This is a genomic window from Pseudomonas benzenivorans (assembly GCF_033547155.1).
Taxonomy (GTDB): domain Bacteria; phylum Pseudomonadota; class Gammaproteobacteria; order Pseudomonadales; family Pseudomonadaceae; genus Aquipseudomonas; species Aquipseudomonas benzenivorans_B.
Genome location: NZ_CP137892.1, coordinates 3,183,447 through 3,206,195, shown reverse-complemented (window position 1 = coordinate 3,206,195; position 22,749 = coordinate 3,183,447). Strand labels below are relative to the sequence as shown.

The window sequence follows — 22,749 nt, the reverse complement described above, 5'->3', positions numbered from 1 at the left end:
TCCTTCGCTTTCCCCGGCGGCGCTGACCGCTTAAACGCAGACTTCTAGGGTTTTTCATGACGCGCTACATCTTCGTCACGGGTGGTGTTGTTTCTTCTTTGGGGAAAGGCATCGCCTCGGCTTCATTGGCGGCCATCCTGGAGGCGCGGGGCCTGAAGGTCACGATGCTCAAGCTGGACCCCTATATCAACGTCGATCCGGGCACTATGAGCCCGTTCCAGCACGGCGAGGTGTTCGTCACCCACGACGGCGCCGAGACCGACCTGGATCTGGGTCATTACGAGCGGTTCATCCGTACGACCATGACCCAGAACAACAACTTCACCACCGGCCGCGTCTACGAAGACGTGCTGCGCAAGGAGCGCCGTGGCGATTACCTGGGCGCCACCATCCAGGTCATTCCGCATATCACCGACGAGATCAAGCGCCGCATCATCAAGGGCGCCGGCGATGCCGACGTGGCCATGGTCGAGATCGGCGGCACGGTGGGCGACATCGAGTCGCAGCCGTTCCTCGAGGCGATCCGCCAGCTGCGCGTGGAAGTGGGCGCCAAGCGCGCCATGCTCATGCACCTGACCCTGGTGCCGTACATCGCCACCGCCGGCGAGACCAAGACCAAGCCGACCCAGCATTCGGTGAAGGAACTGCGTTCCATCGGCCTGCAGCCGGACGTGCTGATCTGCCGCTCCGACCACCCGGTGGATGTCTCCTCGCGGCGCAAGATCGCCCTGTTCACCAACGTCGAAGAGCGTGCGGTGATCAGCCTGCAGGACGTCGACACCATCTACAAGATCCCCTCGGTGCTGCATGCCCAGGGCCTGGATGACTTCGTCGTCGAGCGTTTCGGCCTGGACTGCGGCGGCGCCGACCTGTCCGAGTGGGACCGCGTGGTCGACGCCAAGCTGAACCCCGAGCACGAAGTCAACATCGCCATGGTCGGCAAGTACATGGAGCTGCTGGATGCCTACAAGTCGCTGATCGAGGCGATGAGCCACGCCGGTATCCAGAACCGCACCAAGGTCAACCTGCGCTACATCGATTCCGAAGACATCGAGAACCAGGGCACCGGCCTGCTCGAAGGCGTCGATGCCATCCTGGTGCCGGGCGGCTTCGGCCTGCGCGGCGTGGAAGGCAAGATCAAGACCGTGCAGTACGCCCGCGAGAACAAGATCCCCTACCTGGGCATCTGCCTCGGCATGCAGGTCGCGGTGATCGAGTTCGCCCGCAACGTGCTGGGCTGGTCGGATGCCAACTCCACCGAATTCGACAGCAGCGGCAGCCACCCGGTGGTCGGCCTGATCACCGAGTGGCAGGACGCCACTGGCGAAGTCGAGCAGCGCAGCGAAAGCTCCGACCTCGGCGGCACCATGCGTCTGGGCGCCCAGGACTGCCAGCTGGAAAGCGGCTCCCAGGTGCGTGAGTGCTACGGCCAGGACGTCATAGTCGAGCGCCATCGCCATCGTTACGAGGTCAACAACAACCTGCTGCCGCAGCTGATCGAGGCCGGCCTCAAGGTCACCGGACGCTCCGGCGACGGCGCCCTGGTGGAAGTGGTGGAGGCGCCGGATCATCCCTGGTTCGTCGCCTGCCAGTTCCACCCCGAGTTCACCTCGACGCCGCGCGACGGCCATCCGCTGTTCAGCGGCTTCGTCAACGCCGCGCTGGCGCAGCGCGCGAAGAAGGCCTGAGGCATGACCCAGAAGACCATCCGCGTCGGCGGAATCGAGATCGCCAACGACAAGCCCATGGTGCTGTTCGGCGGCATCAACGTCCTCGAGTCCCGCGAGCTGGCCCTGCGCGCCTGCGAGGAGTACGTGCGGGTCACCGACAAGCTCGGCATCCCCTACGTGTTCAAGGCCAGCTTCGACAAGGCCAACCGTTCCTCGGTCGCTTCCTTCCGCGGCCCGGGTCTGGACGAAGGGCTGAAGATCTTCGAGGAAGTGAAGAAGACCTTCGGCGTGCCGGTCATCACCGATGTGCACGAACCCTATCAGGCGCAGCCGGTGGCCGAGGTGTGCGACATCATTCAGCTGCCGGCGTTTCTTTCGCGGCAGACCGATCTGGTGGTGGCCATGGCCAAGACCGGCGCGGTAATCAATATCAAGAAGGCCCAGTTTCTCGCCCCCCAGGAGATGAAGCACATCCTGGCCAAGTGCGAGGAGGCCGGCAACGACCAGCTGATCCTCTGCGAGCGCGGCTCCTCCTTCGGTTACAACAACCTGGTGGTGGACATGCTCGGCTTCGGCATCATGAAACAGTTCCAGTACCCGGTATTCTTCGACGTGACCCATGCCCTGCAGATGCCGGGCGGACGCGCCGATTCCGCCGGCGGCCGCCGCGCCCAGGTCACCGACTTGGCCAAGGCCGGCATGAGCCAGGGCCTGGCCGGACTGTTCCTCGAGGCCCATCCGGACCCGGACCAGGCCAAGTGCGACGGCCCCTGCGCCCTGCGCCTGGACAAGCTGGAGCCCTTCCTCGGCCAGCTCAAGCAGCTGGACGAGCTGATCAAGAGCTTTGCGCCGGTCGAGACCGCCTGACGCGGCGGTTTTCCGCTGGCGGAATTTTTGTATACAATTTTGTTTGCTTGTCGGTACATTTGCGCGCTCGTGCCTCGGCCCGTGCGCACCAGCTGTTCAGTCCGGCGCTAACCTGTTCGTCAACTTTTGGAGTGCTCAACGCAATGGCAAAGATCGTCGACATCAAAGGCCGTGAGGTTCTCGACTCCCGTGGCAACCCGACCGTGGAAGCCGATGTGATCCTCGAGGGCGGCATCATCGGCAGCGCCTGTGCGCCGTCCGGTGCTTCCACCGGTTCGCGCGAGGCGCTGGAGCTGCGTGATGGCGACAAGAGTCGTTACCTGGGCAAGGGCGTGCTCAAGGCCGTGGCCAACATCAACGGGCCGATCCGCGACCTGCTGCTGGGTAAAGATGCGATCGACCAGGCCGCCCTGGATCGCGCCATGATCGAGCTGGACGGCACCGAGAACAAGGCCAGCCTGGGCGCCAACGCCATCCTCGCCGTGTCCCTGGCCGCCGCCAAGGCCGCCGCTCAGGCCAAGGGCGTGCCGCTGTATGCGCACATCGCCGACCTCAACGGCACCCCGGGCCAGTACTCCATGCCGGTGCCGATGATGAACATCATCAACGGCGGCGAGCACGCCGACAACAACGTCGACATCCAGGAGTTCATGGTTCAGCCGGTCGGCGCCAAGACCTTCTCCGACGCCCTGCGCATGGGTACCGAGATCTTCCATCACCTCAAGGCCGTGCTCAAGGCCCGTGGCCTGAGCACCTCGGTGGGCGACGAGGGCGGCTTCGCGCCGAACCTGGCGTCCAACGAAGATGCCCTGGCGGCTATCGCCGAGGCCGTGGCCAATGCCGGCTACAAGCTGGGCGAGGATGTCACCCTGGCCCTGGACTGCGCCTCCAGCGAGTTCTACAAGAACGGCCAGTACGACCTGGCCGGTGAAGGCAAGGTGTTCGACGCCGCCGGCTTCGCCGACTACCTGGCCGGCCTGACCCAGCGCTACCCCATCATCTCCATCGAGGACGGCATGGACGAGTCCGACTGGGCCGGCTGGAAGGTGCTGACCGACAAGATCGGCCAGAAGGTGCAGCTGGTCGGCGACGACCTGTTCGTCACCAACACCAAGATCCTCAAGCGTGGCATCGACGAGGCCATCGGCAACTCGATCCTGATCAAGTTCAATCAGATCGGCTCGCTGACCGAGACCCTAGAAGCCATCCAGATGGCCAAGGCCGCCGGCTACACCGCGGTGATCTCGCACCGCTCCGGCGAAACCGAGGACAGCACCATTGCGGATCTCGCCGTGGGCACCGCCGCCGGCCAGATCAAGACCGGCTCGCTGTGCCGTTCCGACCGCGTGTCCAAGTACAACCAGCTGCTGCGCATCGAGGAGCAGCTGGCCGGCCAGGCGGCGTACCGTGGCCGCGCCGAGTTCCGTGGTTGAACTCAGTCGTGGTAAAAGAGGGGCGGCGCGAGTCGCCCCTTTTTCGTTCGGATACTCTTCTCCCTATGCGTAGCCCCTATTGGTTGTGGTTGGTCTTGGTAATGCTGCTGGCGGGTCTGCAGTACCGCCTCTGGGTGGGCGAGGGCAGCCTGGCCCAGGCCACCGAGCTGAAGCGGCAGATCGCCGAGCAGCAGGGGGAGAATCGGCGCCTGCTGGAGCGCAACCGTATCCTCGAGGCCGAGGTGCTGGAGCTGAAGAAGGGCATGGAGACCGTCGAGGAGCGCGCCCGTCACGAACTGGGCATGGTCAAAGAGGGCGAGACCCTCTACCAGTTGGTCGAATGAGCGCCGCCATGTTGCCCCCGTTCTGGGTCCTGATTCCGGCCGCCGGCGTCGGCAGCCGCATGCGCGCCGATCGACCCAAGCAGTACCTCGAACTGGCCGGCAAGACCATTCTCGAACACAGCCTGGCCTGCTTCCTCGAGCACCCGCAGCTGCGTGGCCTGGTCGTCAGCCTGGCCGGCGACGACCCCTACTGGCCGACCCTGGCCTGCGCCGGGGACCCGCGGATTGAACGAGCTGCGGGTGGCCGTGAGCGTGCCGACTCGGTGCTGGGCGGTCTGCAGCGCCTGACCGAGCTGGGTGCCGAGGAGCGGGACTGGGTATTGGTGCACGATGCGGCGCGACCCAATCTGGCGCGGGACGACCTGGACAGGTTGCTCGCCGAGTTGGCCGGCGATCCGGTCGGCGGGCTGCTCGCCGTGCCGGCACGCGATACCCTCAAGCGCGCCGGAGCCGATGGCCGGGTGCGGGAGACCGTCGACCGGGCGCCGATCTGGCAGGCCTACACGCCGCAAATGTTCCGCCTCGGCCAACTCTATCGCGCCCTGTCCGATGCCCTGGTGGCTGGCGTGGCGGTCACCGACGAGGCCTCGGCCATCGAGTGGGCGGGCCTGGCGCCGCGCCTGATCGAGGGGCGTGCCGACAACCTCAAGGTCACCCGTCCGGAAGACCTCGACTGGGTGCGCCGGCATTGGGCACGCAAGGACTGAACGGTCTGCCTCGGCTGGATGGATCGCGACAGCGGGGTAACCCGTCGGGTCGCTGGTGCCAGCTATGGCTCGGTGGGCTACGGCCTCGGGTCTAACCCTAGAGCGGACTCACCCGATACTCCGCACGTTGCGCCATGCCGGCCTTGAGGAAGTCCACCAGCTGGCGCACCTTGGGCGACAGGTGGCGTTGCTGGGGATAGAGTGCCCAGACCGCGGTGTTCGGCGGCTGCTGATTGGCCAGCAGCGAGACCAGGGCGCCACTGTGCAGGTGCTCCAGCACGTAGTAGTCCGGCAGCTGGCACAGGCCGAGGCCGCGCAGCGCCGCGTCCAGCACCGCCTGGCCACTGTTGCAGCGCCAGTTGCCCTGCACCCGTTGGCTCGACTCGCGACCGTCGAGCTGGAAGGTCCAGATATCCGAGCTGCCGATCAGGCAATTGTGCCGGCCGAGTTCCGACAGGCTGTGCGGGCGACCGTAGCGTTGCAGGTAGGCCGGCGCCGCGCACAGGTACATCTGCCGCGGCGCCAGGCGCGTGGCCACCAGGCGCGAGTCCTGCAAACGACCCAGGCGGATGGCCAGGTCCAGGCCCTCCTGGACCATGTCCAGGGTACGGTTGCTCAGCTCGATCTCGACCCGTAGCTGCGGGTGGCGACTCATGAAGTCGGTCACCAGGGGCACGATGAAGCGCTCGCCATAGGCCACCGCGCAGGTCATGCGCAGCAGGCCCTTGGGCTCACTGCCCAGGTCGCCGACCGCGCGCAGCGCCTCCTCGCGGGCATCCTGCAGGCGCTGGCAATGCTGCAGAAAGGTCTGCCCCGCCTCGGTCAGCGCCACCCGCCGGGTGCTGCGGTAGAACAGGCGGGTCTGCAGGCGCTCCTCCAGGCGGGCGATCTGCCGGCTGACCTGAGACGAGGACAGGCCCAGGCGTTCGGCGGCGGCGGTGAACTGGCCGCATTCGGCGACCGCGACGAATTCATCCAGGCCTTCCCAGCGGTTCATCGAGAGGCTCCTAACGGGGTGACAATGGCGCGATTCTAGGTGTTGACGGGGTTTATTGTCCCTGGTTGGCAATAATCTTTTGCTGTTTATCCGATTATTCACCAAAAGTGACTGATCTATACTTTCCGCCTTCGTTGTAATCCGCTGGAGAGCGATCATGATCAAGTCCCGTGCCGCCGTAGCCTTTGCCCCCAACCAACCGCTGCAAGTCATCGAAGTGGACGTGGCGCCGCCGCAGGCCGGCGAAGTGCTGGTGCGCATCGTCGCCACCGGCGTTTGCCATACCGATGCCTACACCCTGTCCGGTCAGGATTCCGAAGGCGTGTTCCCCTGCATCCTGGGTCACGAGGGTGGCGGCATCGTCGAGGCCGTCGGCGAGGGCGTGACCTCGGTCAAGGTCGGCGATCACGTGATCCCGCTGTACACCGCCGAGTGCGGCCAGTGCAAATTCTGCAAATCCCAGAAGACCAACCTGTGCAGCTCGGTGCGTGCCACCCAGGGCAAGGGCCTGATGCCGGACGGCACCACGCGCTTCAGCTACCAGGGTCAGCCGGTCTACCACTACATGGGCTGCTCGACCTTCTCCGAGTACACCGTGCTGCCGGAAGTCTCCGTTGCCGTGATCCCGAAGGAAGCACCGCTGGACAAGGTCTGCCTGCTCGGTTGCGGCGTCACCACCGGCATCGGTGCGGTGCTCAACACCGCCAAGGTCGAAGAGGGCGCCACCGTGGCGATCTTCGGTCTGGGCGGCATCGGCCTGGCGGCGATCATCGGCGCCAAGATGGCCAAGGCGTCGCGCATCATCGGTATCGACATCAACCCGGCCAAGGAAGCCGTGGCCCGTGAGCTGGGTATGACCGACTTCGTCAATCCCAAGGACCATGCCAAGCCGATCCAGGAGGTCATAGTCGAAATGACCGACGGTGGTGTCGACTACAGCTTCGAATGCATCGGCAACGTGCAGCTGATGCGTGCGGCACTGGAGTGCTGCCACAAGGGCTGGGGTGAGTCGACCATCATCGGCGTGGCGCCGGCGGGTGCCGAGATCAGCACCCGTCCGTTCCAGCTGGTCACCGGACGGGTCTGGCGTGGTAGCGCCTTCGGTGGGGTCAAGGGCCGCACCGAGCTGCCGGGTTATGTCGAGAAGTCGCAGAAGGGCGAGATCCCGCTGGACACCTTCATTACCCACAACATGCCGCTGGACGAGATCAACCAGGCCTTCGACCTGATGCATGAAGGCAAGAGCATCCGTACCGTCATCCACTTCTGATTGGCCTAGGGTGGATGTCGCTTGCGGCCTCCACCGCCCAGTGGCGGAAAATGCTGCGTGCTTTTCCGCCCCACGGAGAATCCCATGACCCTGGAAAATATCTCCTGCCAGAAGAGCTTCGGCGGCTGGCATAAACGTTATCGTCACCATTCCAGCACCCTGAGCTGTGACATGGTCTTCGCCGTCTACCTGCCGCCGCAGGCCGAGCAGGGCGCCAAGCTGCCGGTGCTGTACTGGTTGAGCGGCCTGACCTGCACCGACGAGAACTTCATGCAGAAGGCCGGCGCCCAGCGCCTGGCGGCCGAGCTGGGGCTGATCATAGTGGCGCCGGACACCAGTCCGCGTGGCGACGATGTGCCCGGTGACCCAGACGGCGCCTGGGACTTCGGCAAGGGCGCCGGCTTCTACCTCAATGCCACCCAGGAGCCCTGGGCCCGCCACTACCGCATGCACGACTACGTGGTGCAGGAGCTGCCGGCGCTGATCGAGGCCAACTTCCCGGTCTCGGACAAGCGCGGCATCAGCGGCCACTCCATGGGCGGCCATGGCGCGCTGGTCTGTGCGCTGCGCAACCCGGGGCGCTACCAATCGCTGTCGGCCTTCTCGCCGATCAGCAACCCGATGAGCTGCCCCTGGGGCGAGAAGGCCTTCTCCCGCTTCCTCGGCGAGGAACGTTCGCGCTGGCGCGAGTGGGATGCCTGCGCCTTGCTCGCCGAGGCCAGGGAGAAGCTGCCGATCCTGGTGGACCAGGGTGACCGCGACGACTTCCTCGAGGGCCAGCTCAAGCCCGAGGCGCTGCAGAGCGCCGCCCAGGCCGCCGGGCACCCGCTGACTCTGCGTCTGCAGCCGGGCTACGACCACAGCTACTACTTCATCGCCAGCTTCATCGATGACCATCTGCGTCATCATGCCGAGGCCCTGCGCGGTTGAGGCCAGCCTGACCGCCGCGAGTCCTGTAGAATCACGCCCTGACTTTTCAGGGCGTTGTTCTTTATGCGTATTGGTCACGGTTACGACGTACACCGTTTCACCGAGGGCGAGTTCGTCACCCTCGGCGGCGTGCGGATTCCCCACAGCTTCGGGCTGCTCGCCCACTCCGACGGCGACGTGCTGCTGCACGCGCTGTGCGATGCGCTGCTCGGCGCGGCGGCGCTGGGCGATATCGGCCAGCACTTCCCCGACACCGACCCGCGCTTCAAGGGCGCCGACAGCCGCGTGCTGCTGCGCCACGTGCTCGGCCTGATCCGCGCCAAGGGCTGGGCAGTCGGCAACGTCGACGCCACCATAGTCGCCCAGGCGCCGAAGATGGCCCCGCATATCCCGGCCATGCGCGCGCTGATCGCCGAGGACCTGCAGGTAGCGCCGGAGCAGGTCAACGTCAAGGCCACCACCACCGAGAGGCTTGGCTTTACCGGGCGCGAGGAAGGCATCGCGGTACATGCCGTGGCGCTGTTGGTCGCGCCATGACCGAGTTCGAACTGCTCGGCCCCCGTGCCCATGGTCCGGCCTGCGGCAGCGCCGTGCTCAAGGCCAGCGCCGAGGACTTCCAGGTCGACGAGGTGCTGGATATCCCCTTGGCGGGGGAGGGCGAGCACCTCTGGCTGTGGGTGGAGAAGCGCGGCCTGAATACCGAGGAGGCCGCCAAGCGCATCGCTCGCGCCGCCGGGGTGCCGCTGCGGCTGATCAGCTATGCCGGCCTCAAGGATCGCCAGGCCCTGACCCGGCAATGGTTCAGCCTGCACCTGCCGGGCAAGCTCGACCCTGATCTGAGCGCGGCACAAGACGCCAGCCTGAGTGTCCTCAAGCAGGTGCGGCATAGCCGCAAGCTGCAACGCGGCGCGCATGCGGCCAACGGCTTCATCCTGCGCCTGACCCAGCTCAGCGCCGACACCGAGGCGCTGGAGCGGCGCCTGCAGCAGATCGCCGCCCAGGGCATTCCCAACTACTACGGCCTGCAGCGCTTCGGCCACGAGGGCGGCAACCTGGCCCATGCCCGGCATCTCGCCGCGGCCAGGAGCCTGCCCGAGAAGCGCAATGTGCGCTCGCGGCTGCTTTCGGCGGTGCGCAGCTACCTGTTCAATCGCACCCTCGCCGCGCGGGTGACCGCCGGCAGCTGGAACAGGGCGCAGCCCGGCGATCTGCTGGCCTTCACCGACAGCCGCAGCTTCTTCGTGGCCGGCGCGGCGGAGTGCGCCGACCCGCGCCTGGCCCGGCTCGATCTGCACCCGACCGGGCCGTTGTGGGGCGTCGGCGCCTCGCCGGCGGTTGGCGCCGTCCAGCAGCTGGAGCAGGAGCTGGTCGGCGACGAGGGCGATCTGCTCGAATGGTTGGCAGAAGCGGGCCTGCAGCACGAACGGCGCATCCTGCGCCTCCCCATCGGCGGTTTGACGTGGCATTATCCGGAGCCTGACATTCTGCAACTGGAATTCGTCCTGCCGGCTGGATGCTTCGCCACCGCACTGGTGCGCGAGCTCGTCGATCTGCTGCCGGCAGGGCAGACGGATAACCCATGCGTATTCTGATTTCTAACGACGACGGCGTGGCGGCGCCCGGCCTTGCCGCGCTGCACGCCGCGCTGCACGACTACGCCGACTGCACGGTGATCGCCCCCGATCAGGACCGCAGTGGCGCCAGCAGTTCCCTGACCCTGGACCGCCCGCTGCACCCGCACACCCTGGCCAACGGCTTCATCAGCGTCAATGGCACGCCCACCGATTGCGTGCACCTGGGGTTGAACGGGCTGTTGCCCGAGCTGGCGGATCTGGTGGTGTCGGGCATCAACCTCGGCGCCAACCTGGGCGACGACGTGCTCTATTCGGGCACCGTGGCCGCGGCGCTGGAGGGCCGTTTCCTGCTGCGGCCGGCGTTCGCCTTCTCGCTGCTGTCGCGGGCGCCGGACAACCTGCCGACCGCCGCCTATTTCGCGCGCAAGCTGGTGGCCGCCCACGAGCGCCTCGATCTGCCGCCGCGCACCGTGCTCAATGTCAACGTGCCCAACCTGCCCCTGGAGCAGATTCGCGGCATCCAGTTGACGCGCCTGGGCCACCGCGCCCGCGCGGCCGCCCCGGTCAAGGTGACCAACCCGCGCGGCAAGGAGGGCTACTGGATTTCCGCGGCCGGCGCGGCCGAGGACGGCGGGCCGGGTACGGACTTTCACGCGGTGTCGCAGGGCTATGTGTCGGTGACCCCGCTGCAGCTCGATCGCACCTTCAAGGAAGGCTTGAACGGCCTGCAACCCTGGCTGGAGAGCTTACTCTGATGAATCGCGAACAGGACGAACTGCACCGCCACGGCATCGGCATGACCTCGCAGCGCACCCGCGAGCGGCTGATCCAGCGCCTCTATGAAGAGGGGCTGTCCAATGCCCACGTGCTCGAGGCCATCCGCCGCACGCCGCGTCACCTGTTCGTCGACGAGGCCCTGGCGCACCGGGCCTATGAAGACACTGCCCTGCCGATCGGCAGCAATCAGACCATCTCCCAGCCTTATATGGTGGCGCGGATGAGCGAGCTGCTGCTGGCCGCCGGCCCCCTGGACAAGGTGCTGGAGATCGGCACCGGCTCCGGCTACCAGACCGCCATCCTCGCCCAACTGGTCGAGCGGGTGTTCACCGTCGAACGTATCCAGGGGCTGCAGGAGCGCGCCAAGGAGCGCCTGAGCGAGCTGAACCTGCGCAACGTGGTGTTCCGCTGGGGCGATGGCTGGGAGGGCTGGTCGGCGCTGGCCCCCTACAACGGCATCATCGTCACCGCGGCGGCTTCCGAGGTGCCGCAGGCGCTGCTCGATCAACTGGCCCCGGGCGGGCGTCTGGTGATTCCGGTCGGTGCCGGCGATGTGCAGCAACTGCTGCTGATCGTTCGCGAGGAGCATGGCTTCTCCCGGCATGTGCTGGATGCCGTGCGCTTCGTGCCCCTGCTCAACGGGCCGCTGGCCTGACCTTTCGCGTAACCGGATGGACCCATGAACAAGTATTTCCTGCTCTATGCCAAGGGCATCGCCATGGGCGCTGCCGATGTGGTACCCGGCGTGTCCGGCGGCACCGTGGCCTTCATCAGCGGCATCTATGACGAGTTGCTGCGCTCGATCGCCAGCGTGCCAGCTGCCGTCGGGCTGCTGCTGCGCGGGCGCATCGCTGCCGCCTGGCAGGCCGCCAACGGGACCTTCCTGCTGGTGCTGTTGGCCGGCATCCTGACCAGCGTCGTCAGCCTGGCGCGGGTGATCAGCTACCTGTTGGTGGAGCAGCCGATTCCGGTCTGGTCGTTCTTTTTCGGCTTGATCCTCGTCTCCTCCCATATAGTGGCGCGGGAAATTCAGCGCTGGAACTGGAGCCGCGGACTCAGCTTCGTCCTCGGCGCGGCCTTCGCTTACTGGATCACCGTGGCCGCGCCGATGCAGTGGGACACCGACCCCCTGAGTGTGGTCCTGGCCGGCGCCATCGCCATCTGCGCGATGATCCTGCCGGGGGTGTCCGGCAGCTTCATCCTGGTGCTGCTGGGGCTCTATCCCTTCGTGCTCGGCGCGGTCAAGAGTCTGGACATCGGCGTGCTGGCACTCTTCGCCAGCGGCTGCCTGGTCGGCCTGGTCAGTTTCGCCAGCCTGCTGCGCTGGCTGCTGGTGCGCTGGCGCGATCTCGCGCTGGCGTTTCTGACCGGTTTGATGCTGGGCTCGCTGAACAAGATCTGGCCTTGGAAGGAAACGCTCAGCTGGCAGACCAACCGTCACGGCGAGCAGGTGCCGCTGCTGCAGGCCAACCTGTCGCCCGCACGCTTCGCCGAAGTCAGCGGTCAGGACCCACAGCTGCTGCTGGCCATCCTCCTGGCGCTGGCCGGCGTGTTGCTGGTGCTCGGTCTGGAGTGGTTGGCCGGTCGGCCTCAGCAAAACCCTGGCTGCGCCAATTAATTACGGCACAATACGCGCCAACAGCCCCAGCCAGTAGCCAGATGAGGAAGACCCGGGTGAGTTCCACGGCCATGCCATCGCGAATTGTCCGCAGCAGTGTGCGCTGCCTCTTGGGTGGCCTGGTTCTGGGGGCGCTGTTGAGTGGTTGCGTCAGCCCGCCTCCGGGCGGGGTGCAGGTGGTCGACCGTAATCAGCGTGGTGCGGCCGCGGCCCAGCAGCGGCCGACCGTGACCAGCGGCCAGTATGTCGTGCGTCGTGGCGATACCCTCTACTCGATCGCGTTTCGCTTCGGTTGGGACTGGAAGGCCCTGGCCGCCCGCAACGGCATCACGGCGCCTTACCTGATCCGGGTAGGGCAGGTGATTCGCTTCGACGGCCAGCGCGCCACGCCGCCCCCGACAGTGGCGAGGACGGCGCCGGCACCTATCCCGGCGCCGGCGCTCAAGCCGCCGACGGTCGCTGTTCCAGCTCCGGCCCCGCAGGTGCGTAGCGCGCCTTCGACGCCACCTCGGGACGTCTCGGCCAGCACGCCGGTGCAGCCGGTACAGCGTTCGGCCACGGGCTGGGCCTGGCCGTCGAATGGTGCGGTAATCGGACGTTTCTCCTCAAACGGTAGTTTGAATAAAGGCATTGATATCGCCGGGGAATTGGGCCAGCCTGTTTTAGCTGCGTCTGATGGCTCAGTGGTGTACGCCGGGAGTGGTTTGCGGGGCTACGGCGAGTTGCTGATCATCAAGCACAGCGATACCTACGTCAGTGCCTACGGACACAACCGCAGGCTGTTGGTACGGGAGGGGCAACGGGTCAAGGCGGGACAGACGATTGCCGAGATGGGATCCACGGGGACCGATCGGGTGAAGCTTCATTTTGAAATTCGCCGCCAAGGTAAGCCTGTAGATCCATTGCAATACCTGCCACGCCGCTGATCGGTCGCCAGCCCGTTCCTTTTCGTGGGCTCAACGGGCTCAAGTGTAGCCAAGGATTCAGGCGACGCTCGGGCTTGCTGTCGAACTCAGCAAGGAGCAACCACAATGGCTCTCAAAAAAAAAGAAACGCCGGAGTTTGACGTCGACGATGAAGTTCTCCTGATGGAGCCCGGCATTGTTCTGGACGGCGGGCCGAGCAGGGAGACGCCAGCGCCGGCCTCTCGCGCTAAGGCCAAAAGTTCTACCAGCAGCAAGCAGCACAAGTACATCGACTACACCCGGGCGCTCGACGCCACTCAGCTGTACCTCAACGAAATCGGCTTCTCCCCCCTGCTGACTCCCGAGGAGGAGGTGTTCTTCGCGCGCTTGGCGCAGAAGGGCGACCCCGCCGGGCGCAAGCGCATGATCGAGAGCAACCTGCGGCTGGTGGTGAAGATCGCCCGGCGCTACGTCAATCGCGGCCTGTCGCTCTTGGATCTGATCGAGGAGGGTAACCTCGGCTTGATTCGGGCCGTGGAAAAGTTCGATCCCGAGCGTGGCTTCCGTTTCTCGACCTATGCCACCTGGTGGATTCGCCAGACCATCGAGCGGGCGATCATGAACCAGACCCGCACCATTCGCCTGCCGATTCATGTGGTCAAGGAGCTCAACGTCTACCTGCGGGCCGCTCGCGAGCTGACCCAGAAGCTCGATCACGAGCCATCGGCAGAGGAGATCGCCAACCTGCTGGAGAAGCCGGTGGGCGAGGTCAAGCGCATGCTGGGCCTGAACGAGCGGGTCTCCTCGGTGGATGTATCCCTCGGCCCGGACTCGGACAAGACCCTGCTCGATACCCTGACCGACGACCGCCCGACCGACCCCTGTGAGCTGCTGCAGGACGATGATCTGTCGCAAAGCATCGATCAGTGGCTGTCGGAGCTGACCGACAAGCAGCGCGAGGTGGTGGTGCGTCGGTTCGGCCTGCGTGGCCATGAGAGCTGCACCCTAGAGGAGGTTGGCCAGGAGATCGGCCTGACCCGCGAGCGGGTACGGCAGATCCAGGTCGAGGCACTCAAGCGCCTGCGGGAAATCCTGGAGAGCAATGGCTTGTCGAGTGATGCATTGTTCCAATAAGCAGGCGCTTATCAAGGAACCCGGCCTAGGCCGGGTTTTTTGTGTGCGCTCATGTAAGCCATTGCTTACAGCTTGTGTAAGCGATTGCGGGAAAGTGTCGCGTGCTAGTAGCTCTTGAAGCCTGGCTTTGTTGTTTAAGTTATTGATTTGTAAGTGTTTTGTATTTATGTGAAGCCATGCGTCGTGGGGCCTGGCACGTTTCCACTGGCTTGTAGCCGTCCCGCAAGGCGCTAATATCACACCTGTGTCGAGGGACAGGCACGGGTCGCCAAGGAAGGTGGCCAGGACAATCGCCGGATGCGATTTCATCAGGACGATGAGCTGGGAAATAAAGGGAATAGGGACAAAAGAGTGGGCGGGTTATCCCGCCCCTTTTTTTGTCCGTAGGAAAGCAAAAGACCCGCACATGGCGGGTCTTTTTATGGGCGCTGGAAAGGTTTCAGCGCTCCAGGTGCTGCAGCTTGTCCTTCACGCCGTCCCACTCCTCGGCATCGGCCAGGGCGTCCTTCTTCTCGGTAATGTTCGGCCAGACCTCGGCCAGGTCGGCGTTCAGCTCGATGAACTCTTGCATGTCCTCCGGCACCTCGTCCTCGGAGAAGATCGCCTGGGCCGGGCACTCCGGCTCGCAGAGGGCACAGTCGATGCACTCGTCCGGGTGGATCACCAGGAAGTTCGGGCCTTCGTAAAAGCAGTCGACGGGGCAGACTTCCACGCAGTCGGTGTATTTGCACTTGATGCAGTTGTCGGTAACGACGAAGGTCATGGTTCGATTCTCTCCTCGGGCGGCAGCCTGGCCCGGTCTGTGCCGGGCTTGCAGGCGTTCGTTATTGGCCGCGGCTCAGGCTTTAAACCGGGCAGTCATAAAAATGCGCGCGATTCTAACAGTTTGTACGGGCCTGCGTTAGACGCGTGTCTTCCATGTATATAACAGTTCAAGCGCCTGGCGCGGCGTTAGATCATCCGGATTGATCCTCGACAATTCCTCCAGCAGGGGGTGGGGCAGGCTGGCGAACATATCGCTTTGCAGAGGCGCGGCGGCTTGTCCCGGCGCTTGTGCCGGCAATTCGTGGGGCAGGCTGGTGGTTTCCAGGCGCGCCAGGTGCTCGCGGGCGCGGCCGATCACCTCGCCGGGCACGCCGGCCAGCTGCGCCACGGCCAAGCCGTAGCTCTGGCTGGCCGGGCCGGGCAGCACATGATGCAGGAACACTATGCGCTCGTTGTGCTCGGTGGCATTGAGGTGCACGTTGGCCACGATCGGCTGGCTCTCCGGCAGCACGGTCAGCTCGAAGTAATGGGTGGCGAACAGGGTGTAGGCGCGCAGTTTGGCCAGCTGTTCGGCGGCGGCCCAGGCCAGCGACAGGCCGTCGAAGGTGCTGGTGCCGCGGCCCACCTCGTCCATCAGCACCAGGCTGTGCTCGCTGGCGTTGTGCAGGATGTTGGCGGTCTCGCTCATCTCTACCATGAAGGTCGAGCGGCCGCCGGCCAGGTCGTCGCTGGAGCCGATGCGGGTGAAGATACGGTCGACCGGCGACAGCTCGCAGCGTGCCGCCGGGACGAAGCTGCCGATATGGGCCAGCAGCACGATCAGTGCGGTCTGGCGCATGTAGGTGGACTTACCGCCCATGTTCGGCCCGGTGATGATCAGCATGCGCGTCGCGTCGTCCAGGCTCAGGTCGTTGGCCACGAAGGGTGTGGTCAGCACCTGCTCGACCACCGGATGGCGGCCCTGCTCGATGCGCAGGCAGGGTTCGTCGACGAAGCGCGGGCGGTTGAGGTCCAGATTCAGCGCGCGCTCGGCCAGGTTGCTCAGCACGTCCAGCTCGGCCAGGGCGGCGGCGCTGTCCTGCAGCGGCGCCAGGTGTTCGATCAGCTGCTCCAGCAGGGCCTCGTAGAGCATCTTCTCGCGGGCCAGAGCACGGCTCTTGGCCGACAGTGCCTTGTCCTCGAACTCCTTGAGTTCGGGGGTGATGAAGCGCTCGGCGCCCTTGAGGGTCTGGCGGCGGATGTAGTCGGCGGGAGCCGATTCGGCCTGCTTGCTCGGCAGTTCGATGTAATAGCCGTGCACGCGGTTGTAGCCGACCTTGAGATTGGCCAGGCCGGTGCGGGCCTTCTCCCGGGTTTCCAGGTCCATCAGGTACTGGCCGGCGTTCTCGCTGAGGGCCTGCAGCTCGTCCAGCTCGGCGTCGTAGCCGGTCTTCAGTACGCCGCCATCACGGATCACCGCCGGCGGGTTGTCGATGATCGCCCGCGCCAGCAGGTCCGCCAGCTCCGGGTAGGTGGCGACGGTGGCAGCCAGCCCGCACAGGTGCGGGGCCTCCAGCTGACTCATCGCCTGTTGCAGCTGCGGCAGCGCCGCCAGGGCATCGCGCAGGCGGGCCAGGTCGCGTGGGCGGGCGTTGCGCAGGCCGATACGGGCGAGGATGCGCTCCAGGTCGCCGATCTCCTTGAGCTGCGGCTGCAGGGTCTCGAAGCGATAGTTTTCCAGGAAACAGGCGATGGACGCCTGGCGTGCCTCCAGCACCGTGCGGTCGCGCAGCGGGCGATTCAGCCAACGGCTGAGCAGGCGGCTGCCCATGGCGGTCTGGCAGCGGTCGACCACCGACTGCAGGGTGTTGTCGCGGCCGCCGGCGAGGTTGATGTCCAGTTCCAGATTGCGCCGGCTGGCGCCGTCGAGTATCACCGTGTCGTCGAGGCGTTCGTGACGCAGGCTGCGCAGGTGCGGCAGGGCGGTGCGCTGGGTTTCCTTGGCGTAGCCGAGCAGGCAGCCGGCGGCGCCGATGGCCAGGGTCAGGCTCTCGCAGCCGAAGCCCTTGAGGTCCTGGGTGCCGAACTGCTGACACAGGCTCTTGTGCGCCGAGTCGCGCTCGAAGTCCCAGGGCGCGCGGCGCCGGGCGCCGCGGCGCTTCTCGGCCGGCAGGCCCTGGGGCCAGTCGTCGGGAATCAGCAGCTCCACCGGGTTGAGCCGTTCCAGCTCGGCCAGCAGGTTTTCCCAGCCCTTGATCTCCAACACGCTGAAGCGGCCGCTGGTGATGTCCAGCACCGCCAGGCCGAACAGGCGCTCGTCGCCCAGCACGGCGGCCAGCAGGTTGTCGCGGCGCTCGTCGAGCAGGGCCTCGTCGCTCACCGTGCCGGGGGTGATGATGCGCACCACCTGGCGCTCGACCGGGCCCTTGCTGGTGGCCGGGTCGCCGACCTGTTCGCAGATCACCACCGACTCGCCGAGTTTGACCAATTTGGCCAGGTAGCCTTCGACCGAGTGGAAGGGGATGCCGCACATCGGAATGGCCTGGCCGGCGGACTGGCCGCGGGCGGTCAGGGTGATGTCGAGCAGCTTGGCGGCCTTCTTGGCGTCCTCGTAGAAGATCTCGTAGAAGTCGCCCATGCGGTAGAACATCAGCTGGTCCGGGTGCTGGTTCTTCAGCTTCCAGTATTGCTGCATCATGGGGGTGTGGGCGCTGAGATCGCTTTGGCTCATCGTTCTGGACTGTCCGGCTGAATCGCAAAAGCGCCTAGTGTAGGGTATCCCCCTTGCCCGTTTCACCCCGGAGTAGCGATGACAGTGGATGATCGAGAGCTGACCCGCCTGGCCGCCGAGCTGGGGGCGCGACTGCTGGCCGCCAGGGAACAGGTGAGCACGGCCGAGTCCTGTACCGGCGGCGGCATCGCCGAGGCCATTACCCGGGTTCCCGGCAGCTCGGCCTGGTTCGAGGCCGGCTATGTGACCTATTCCAATGTGCAGAAGAGCCGGCAGCTGGGCGTTCCCCAGGGGCTGTTCGCCACGGTGGGGGCGGTCAGCCGCGAGGTGGTCGAGGCCATGGTGCGTGGCGCCCAGGCCGCCAGTGGCGCGCGTTATGCGGTCGCGGTCAGCGGCGTGGCCGGCCCGGACGGCGGTTCGCCGGACAAGCCGGTGGGCACCGTCTGGCTGGCCTGGGGCGACGGCGAACAGCTGTTCAGCCGGCGCCGGCAGTTCGCCGGCGACCGGGCCCAGGTGCGCCGACAAACGGTCGAGGCCGCCCTAGAGGGGTTGCTGCGGCTTTCGGCGAAAGAAAATCCGGGGGCGGGGTAGGCGGGCGACTTGCCCTATGGAATAATACTGTCTACTTATACAGTTGTTGGCCGTCAGGCCCTCTTGATCACGTGAGGACTTCAATGGACGAGAATAAGAAGCGCGCCTTGGCGGCTGCCCTGGGCCAGATCGAAAAGCAGTTCGGCAAGGGCGCGGTGATGCGCATGGGCGATCACGAGCGCCAGGCGATTCCGGCCATTTCCACCGGCTCCCTGGGGCTGGATATCGCCCTGGGCATCGGCGGCCTGCCCAAGGGCCGCATCGTCGAGATCTACGGTCCGGAGTCCTCGGGCAAGACCACCCTGACCCTGTCGGTGATCGCCGAAGCGCAGAGGCTCGGCGCCACCTGCGCCTTCGTCGACGCCGAACACGCCCTGGACCCGGACTACGCCGGCAAGCTGGGCGTGAATGTCGACGACCTGCTGGTGTCGCAGCCGGATACCGGCGAGCAGGCCCTGGAGATCACCGACATGCTGGTGCGCTCCAACGCCATCGACGTGATCATCGTCGACTCCGTGGCGGCCCTGGTGCCCAAGGCGGAGATCGAGGGCGAGATGGGCGACATGCACGTGGGCCTCCAGGCGCGCCTGATGTCCCAGGCGCTGCGCAAGATCACCGGCAACATCAAGAACGCCAACTGCCTGGTAATCTTCATCAACCAGATTCGCATGAAGATCGGCGTGATGTTCGGCAGCCCGGAGACCACCACCGGCGGCAACGCCCTGAAGTTCTATTCATCGGTGCGTCTGGACATCCGCCGTACCGGCGCGGTCAAGGAAGGCGACGAGGTGGTCGGCAGCGAGACCCGGGTCAAGATCGTCAAGAACAAGGTGGCCCCGCCCTTCCGCCAGGCCGAGTTCCAGATCCTCTACGGCAAGGGCATCTACCGCAACGGCGAGATCATCGACCTCGGCGTGCAGCTCGGCCTGCTGGAGAAGTCCGGCGCCTGGTACAGCTACCAAGGCAACAAGATCGGCCAGGGCAAGGCCAACTCGGCCAAGTACCTGGAGGACAATCCAGACGTGGCGCGCACCATCGAAGGCCTGATCCGCGAGAAGTTGCTGGTCTCCAGCACTCCGGCCAAGGCTGCCGCCGACGATCTGGCCGAAGTCGACGCCTGATCGTCCCGCTGGGCGGCCATAGCGGCAGGGCGTAGCGCATGTCCGTGATCCTCGACAACCCGCTGGCCGTGCGCCGCGCCGCCATGGACCTGCTGGCGCGTCGCGAGCATGGCCGGGTCGAGCTGACGCGCAAGCTGCGCCAGCGCGGCGCCGCGGTCGAGGCGATCGAGGCGGCTCTCGATCGCCTGGCCGAGGAGGGCTTGCTATCCGAGGCCCGCTATCTGGAGAGTTTCATCGACCATCGCGCGCGGGCCGGTTACGGCCCGCAGCGGATCCGTGAGGAGCTGACTCAGCGGGGCCTGGCTCGGGCGGAGGTCGAACAAGCGCTACGCGACAGCGGCATCGACTGGAACGAGCGGCTGCAGGACACCTGGCAGCGCAAGTTCGCCGGCAAGTTACCGGGCGACGCCCGCGAACGGGCCCAGCAGGGGCGCTTTCTCGCCTACCGTGGCTTCTCCCTTGAGTCGATCGGGCGCCTGCTGCGTGGCGTGGAAGACTAAGCCGGCCAGCGCCTAGTCGTAGCGCCGGTCGAGCTCCTCGCGTGGCGCAAGGCTGCGCCCAAGCGCTTACGAATGGCCTAGCCCGGCAGCTTGCCTGTGGCGGGGAGAGCTAGGCGCGGCTCCTAATCTCCCCACCTCTGCTGTCGATGCGTGCCAGGCAGTGTCAGGCGTTCTTCGCCCAGCTCTGTGGCAGATTGATGAAGTTCAGCAGCTCGCGCAGGCGGCCATGGTCGCGTCCATTGAAGGCAAAGGCCAGGCGCGTCAGATGGTGCAGCTCCGGCTCGTCTTGCTCCAGCACCGAGGGTGGCTGTTGCTGGAAGCCGCCGCCCGTGCACAGGTCGGCGTAGTCGTGGTTCAGCTGCCCCAGGGCTGCCTCACTGAGCGGATGGTTGAGGCGGATGACGAAGTGTCCCTTCAGCCAGCGGCTGGAGTGGAAGTTGCGGTAGAACCGGGCGATCTCCTCGGCCGCTTCGTCGGCGCTGTGCACCAGGTGCATCAGATTCAGGTCACTGGGCAGGATGTAGCCGTGAGCCAGCACCTGCTTCTCGATAAAGGCCAGGTGTTCCTGCCAATAGCTGCCGCCGGGCTGGTCCAGCAGCACGACCGGTACCAGCGGGCTCTTGCCGGTCTGGATCAGGGTCAGCACTTCCAGGGCCTCGTCCAGAGTGCCGAAGCCCCCCGGGCAGAGCACCAGGGCATCGGCTTCCTTGACGAAGAACAGCTTGCGCAGGAAGAAGAAGTGGAACGACAGCAGGTTGCCGCTGCCTTCCACCGTGGCATTGGCGCCTTGTTCGAAGGGCAGGGTGATGTTGAAGCCGAGGCTGTTTTCCAGGCCGGCGCCTTCGTGAGCGGCGGCCATGATGCCGCCGCCGGCCCCGGTCACCACCATCAGGTCGTAACGCGCCAGGGTCGCGCCCAGCTCCCGGGCCAGGCCGTACAGAGGGTGGTCGAGCGGGGTGCGCGCCGAGCCGAACACCGTGACCTTGCGCCGTCGCTTGAATTGTTCCAGCGTGCTGAAGGCGTGCTCCATTTCGCGCAGGGTCTGCAGCATGATCTTGGCGTCCCAGCGATTGCGGTCGGCCTGGGCCATGCGGATCACCGTGATGAGCATTTCCCGGTACAGCGGCAGGTTGGGGCTGTCCGGGGGCACGACCAGTGTGGTGAGCTCCTCCACCTTGCTGGTCAGGTCGATGCCACTGGTCTGGAAATGCCGAGACAGATAGTCGTCCGATTCGTAAGGCATAGAACGTCTCCTTTTTCTAATACGGACCGGGTCGTATCGATTCCCTGATGTGCCCGCTCCTGACCAAGAGTATGGCTGGGTCGGGGCGCTTTGGCAGGATGGCATCGAGCGGGAGGGGGGGCGAGCCGGTGCGTCCTGCCGGGCTGCCTGTACGGTCTTACAGGGCGACCTGTTGGCCGGGCTCGGGAATGTGGGCGGCCCATTGCAGGCGTTCGTGCAGTGCCTGCTGCAACGCCTGCATCTTCTCCAGTTCGCCGTGCACCAGGTACAGCTCCGGGCGCTGGGAGAAGTGGCTGATCCAGTCCAGCAGCTGCGACTGGCCGGCGTGGGCAGAGAAGCCACCGAGGGTATGCACCTGGGCCTTCACCGCGATGCGTTGGTGCAGCACCTTCGCCGTGGTCGCGCCGTCGACTATGGCGCGGCCCAGGGTGCCTCTGGCCTGGAAGCCGGGGAACACCAGATGGCAATCGCTGCGCCAGAAGTTGTGCTTGAAGTGGTGAACGATGCGTCCGCCGTTGCACATGCCGCTGCCGGCGATGATGATCGCGCCGCTCTTGATCCGGTTGATCGCCATGGACTCGTCGGGGGTCGGCGTGCAACGCAGGATCGGCAGCCAGTCCTCGGCGCGCCTGACGTGCCTGGCCTCGATCTCCGCCTGGTGGGCCCGGTCGAACTGTGCGTGGTAGCGGGCGTAGATGGCGTTGGCGCGGATAGCCATGGGGCTGTCGAGGAATACCACCTGCTGCGGCAGGCGACCTTCCTGGTAGAAACGTCCGAGGTAGTAGAGCAGGTCCTGGGTGCGGCCGACGGCGAAGGAGGGGATCAGCACATTGCCGCCATCCTGGTGAGCCTGCTGCAGAATCGCCGCCAGTTCGTCGAGCGTTTCGCCGTTGTTGCGATGATCGCGATCGCCGTAGGTGGACTCGAGCAGCACCAGGTCGGCGCGGTCCAGCGTGGCCGGGTCGCACATCAAGGGCGAACAGCTGTTGCCCAGGTCGCCGGAGAACACCAGCCGGCGGGTCAGCTGCTGGTCCTGCACTTCGAGCTCGACTATCGCGGAGCCGAGGATGTGCCCGGCATCGTGATAGGTGACCCGCACGCCCTTGGCCACTTCATGGGGTTTGCCGTAGGGCAGTGGGTGGCGCAGTGCCAGGGCCTTCTCGGTGTCCTTGGTGGTGTACAGCGGTTTGACCGGCGGCTTGCCCTGGCGCATCCGCCACGTGCTTTCCCATTCGGCGTCCTTTTCCTGAATATGCGCCGAGTCCAGCAGCATCAGCTCCATCAGTTCGCAGCAGGGCTGGGTGGCGAAGATGGGGCCGCGATAGCCTGCCGCGACCAGGCGCGGCAACAGGCCGCTGTGATCGAGGTGGGCATGGGAGATGATCACGGCGTCGAGGCCGGCGGGCTCGAAGGGGAAGGGTGCGCGGTTGCTGTCCTCTTCTTGGCGGCGGCCCTGGTGCATGCCGCACTCGAGCAGGACCCGCACGCCGTCGCGGCTTTCGATCAGGTAGCAGGAGCCGGTGACCTGTCGAATGGCACCGAGAAAGCTGAGTAGCGCCATGACCAACTCCTTGCACTTGCCGGGAAAGGATG

General features: G+C 65.8%; 22 protein-coding genes. 17 read left to right on the top strand and 5 right to left on the bottom strand.

The window, feature by feature from the left end:
* The first annotated feature begins 56 nt into the window (after positions 1-56).
* The 5 genes from SBP02_RS14800 (at position 57) to ispD (ending at position 5,021) form a co-directional block, all read left to right on the top strand.
* Positions 57-1,688, top strand: a complete 1,632-nt coding sequence (locus SBP02_RS14800; RefSeq protein WP_318642874.1) for a CTP synthase — start codon at positions 57-59, stop codon at positions 1,686-1,688.
* Between the two features lie 3 nt (positions 1,689-1,691).
* A complete protein-coding gene (gene kdsA, locus SBP02_RS14795) occupies positions 1,692-2,537 on the top strand; it encodes a 3-deoxy-8-phosphooctulonate synthase (RefSeq protein WP_318642873.1) in 846 nt (281 codons plus the stop codon).
* A 143-nt stretch (positions 2,538-2,680) separates the two neighbouring features.
* Complete coding sequence (gene eno / locus SBP02_RS14790; protein ID WP_318642872.1) at positions 2,681-3,970, top strand: phosphopyruvate hydratase; 1,290 nt, start codon at positions 2,681-2,683, stop codon at positions 3,968-3,970.
* Positions 3,971-4,035: 65 nt separating this feature from the next.
* Complete coding sequence (gene ftsB / locus SBP02_RS14785) at positions 4,036-4,314, top strand: cell division protein FtsB (RefSeq protein WP_318642871.1); 279 nt, start codon at positions 4,036-4,038, stop codon at positions 4,312-4,314.
* A complete protein-coding gene (gene ispD, locus SBP02_RS14780; protein ID WP_318642870.1) occupies positions 4,311-5,021 on the top strand; it encodes a 2-C-methyl-D-erythritol 4-phosphate cytidylyltransferase in 711 nt (236 codons plus the stop codon). Before ftsB ends, ispD begins: the two co-directional genes overlap by 4 nt.
* A gap of 97 nt (positions 5,022-5,118) precedes the next feature.
* Here ispD and SBP02_RS14775 read toward each other — a convergent pair whose 3' ends face one another.
* Entirely contained in the window at positions 5,119-6,018 is a 900-nt protein-coding gene (locus SBP02_RS14775; protein ID WP_318642869.1) for a LysR substrate-binding domain-containing protein, read from the bottom strand.
* A 157-nt stretch (positions 6,019-6,175) separates the two neighbouring features.
* Between SBP02_RS14775 and SBP02_RS14770 the strand changes: the two genes are divergently transcribed.
* From SBP02_RS14770 to rpoS, 9 genes are all read left to right on the top strand, one after another.
* A complete protein-coding gene (locus SBP02_RS14770) occupies positions 6,176-7,288 on the top strand; it encodes an S-(hydroxymethyl)glutathione dehydrogenase/class III alcohol dehydrogenase (RefSeq protein WP_318642868.1) in 1,113 nt (370 codons plus the stop codon).
* An 84-nt stretch (positions 7,289-7,372) separates the two neighbouring features.
* The gene (fghA, locus tag SBP02_RS14765) at positions 7,373-8,218 is read left to right on the top strand and encodes an S-formylglutathione hydrolase (RefSeq protein WP_318642867.1); all 846 of its coding nucleotides are present in this window, start codon (positions 7,373-7,375) and stop codon (positions 8,216-8,218) included.
* 63 nt (positions 8,219-8,281) lie between these two features.
* Positions 8,282-8,755 carry a 2-C-methyl-D-erythritol 2,4-cyclodiphosphate synthase gene (gene ispF, locus SBP02_RS14760; protein WP_318642866.1) on the top strand — a complete coding sequence of 158 codons (474 nt, stop codon included), beginning with the start codon at positions 8,282-8,284 and terminating at the stop codon, positions 8,753-8,755.
* Positions 8,752-9,810: a tRNA pseudouridine(13) synthase TruD gene (gene truD, locus SBP02_RS14755; RefSeq protein WP_318642865.1), complete on the top strand. Its 1,059-nt coding sequence runs from the start codon at positions 8,752-8,754 to the stop codon at positions 9,808-9,810. Before ispF ends, truD begins: the two co-directional genes overlap by 4 nt.
* Positions 9,798-10,547 carry a 5'/3'-nucleotidase SurE gene (gene surE, locus SBP02_RS14750; RefSeq protein WP_318642864.1) on the top strand — a complete coding sequence of 250 codons (750 nt, stop codon included), beginning with the start codon at positions 9,798-9,800 and terminating at the stop codon, positions 10,545-10,547. The genes truD and surE overlap by 13 nt, the downstream gene beginning before the upstream one ends.
* 41 nt (positions 10,548-10,588) lie before the next feature.
* A complete protein-coding gene (locus SBP02_RS14745) occupies positions 10,589-11,224 on the top strand; it encodes a protein-L-isoaspartate(D-aspartate) O-methyltransferase (protein ID WP_318646349.1) in 636 nt (211 codons plus the stop codon).
* Between the two features lie 24 nt (positions 11,225-11,248).
* Positions 11,249-12,187 carry a DUF368 domain-containing protein gene (locus SBP02_RS14740; RefSeq protein ID WP_318642863.1) on the top strand — a complete coding sequence of 313 codons (939 nt, stop codon included), beginning with the start codon at positions 11,249-11,251 and terminating at the stop codon, positions 12,185-12,187.
* Positions 12,188-12,258: 71 nt separating this feature from the next.
* On the top strand, positions 12,259-13,113 hold the full coding sequence (locus SBP02_RS14735; protein WP_318646348.1) for a peptidoglycan DD-metalloendopeptidase family protein: 855 nt from the start codon (positions 12,259-12,261) through the stop codon (positions 13,111-13,113).
* 105 nt (positions 13,114-13,218) lie between these two features.
* Positions 13,219-14,226, top strand: coding sequence for an RNA polymerase sigma factor RpoS (rpoS, locus tag SBP02_RS14730; protein WP_318642862.1), 1,008 nt, complete (start codon positions 13,219-13,221; stop codon positions 14,224-14,226).
* Between the two features lie 439 nt (positions 14,227-14,665).
* Here the strand turns inward: rpoS and fdxA are convergent, their stop codons facing one another.
* Positions 14,666-14,989 carry a ferredoxin FdxA gene (gene fdxA, locus SBP02_RS14725; RefSeq protein ID WP_021441853.1) on the bottom strand — a complete coding sequence of 108 codons (324 nt, stop codon included), beginning with the start codon at positions 14,987-14,989 and terminating at the stop codon, positions 14,666-14,668.
* A gap of 138 nt (positions 14,990-15,127) precedes the next feature.
* Complete coding sequence (gene mutS, locus SBP02_RS14720; RefSeq protein ID WP_318642861.1) at positions 15,128-17,701, bottom strand: DNA mismatch repair protein MutS; 2,574 nt, start codon at positions 17,699-17,701, stop codon at positions 15,128-15,130.
* Positions 17,702-17,779: 78 nt separating this feature from the next.
* On the opposite strand from mutS, the gene SBP02_RS14715 reads away from it, so the two are divergent.
* The 3 genes from SBP02_RS14715 (at position 17,780) to recX (ending at position 19,913) form a co-directional block, all read left to right on the top strand.
* A complete protein-coding gene (locus SBP02_RS14715; protein ID WP_318642860.1) occupies positions 17,780-18,292 on the top strand; it encodes a CinA family protein in 513 nt (170 codons plus the stop codon).
* A gap of 83 nt (positions 18,293-18,375) precedes the next feature.
* A complete protein-coding gene (gene recA / locus SBP02_RS14710) occupies positions 18,376-19,413 on the top strand; it encodes a recombinase RecA (RefSeq protein ID WP_318642858.1) in 1,038 nt (345 codons plus the stop codon).
* A gap of 38 nt (positions 19,414-19,451) precedes the next feature.
* The gene (recX, locus tag SBP02_RS14705; RefSeq protein WP_318642856.1) at positions 19,452-19,913 is read left to right on the top strand and encodes a recombination regulator RecX; all 462 of its coding nucleotides are present in this window, start codon (positions 19,452-19,454) and stop codon (positions 19,911-19,913) included.
* A 163-nt stretch (positions 19,914-20,076) separates the two neighbouring features.
* Here recX and SBP02_RS14700 read toward each other — a convergent pair whose 3' ends face one another.
* Positions 20,077-21,156, bottom strand: a complete 1,080-nt coding sequence (locus SBP02_RS14700; protein WP_318642854.1) for an LOG family protein — start codon at positions 21,154-21,156, stop codon at positions 20,077-20,079.
* 157 nt (positions 21,157-21,313) lie between these two features.
* Entirely contained in the window at positions 21,314-22,717 is a 1,404-nt protein-coding gene (locus SBP02_RS14695; RefSeq protein ID WP_318642852.1) for an MBL fold metallo-hydrolase, read from the bottom strand.
* Positions 22,718-22,749: the final 32 nt, after the last annotated feature.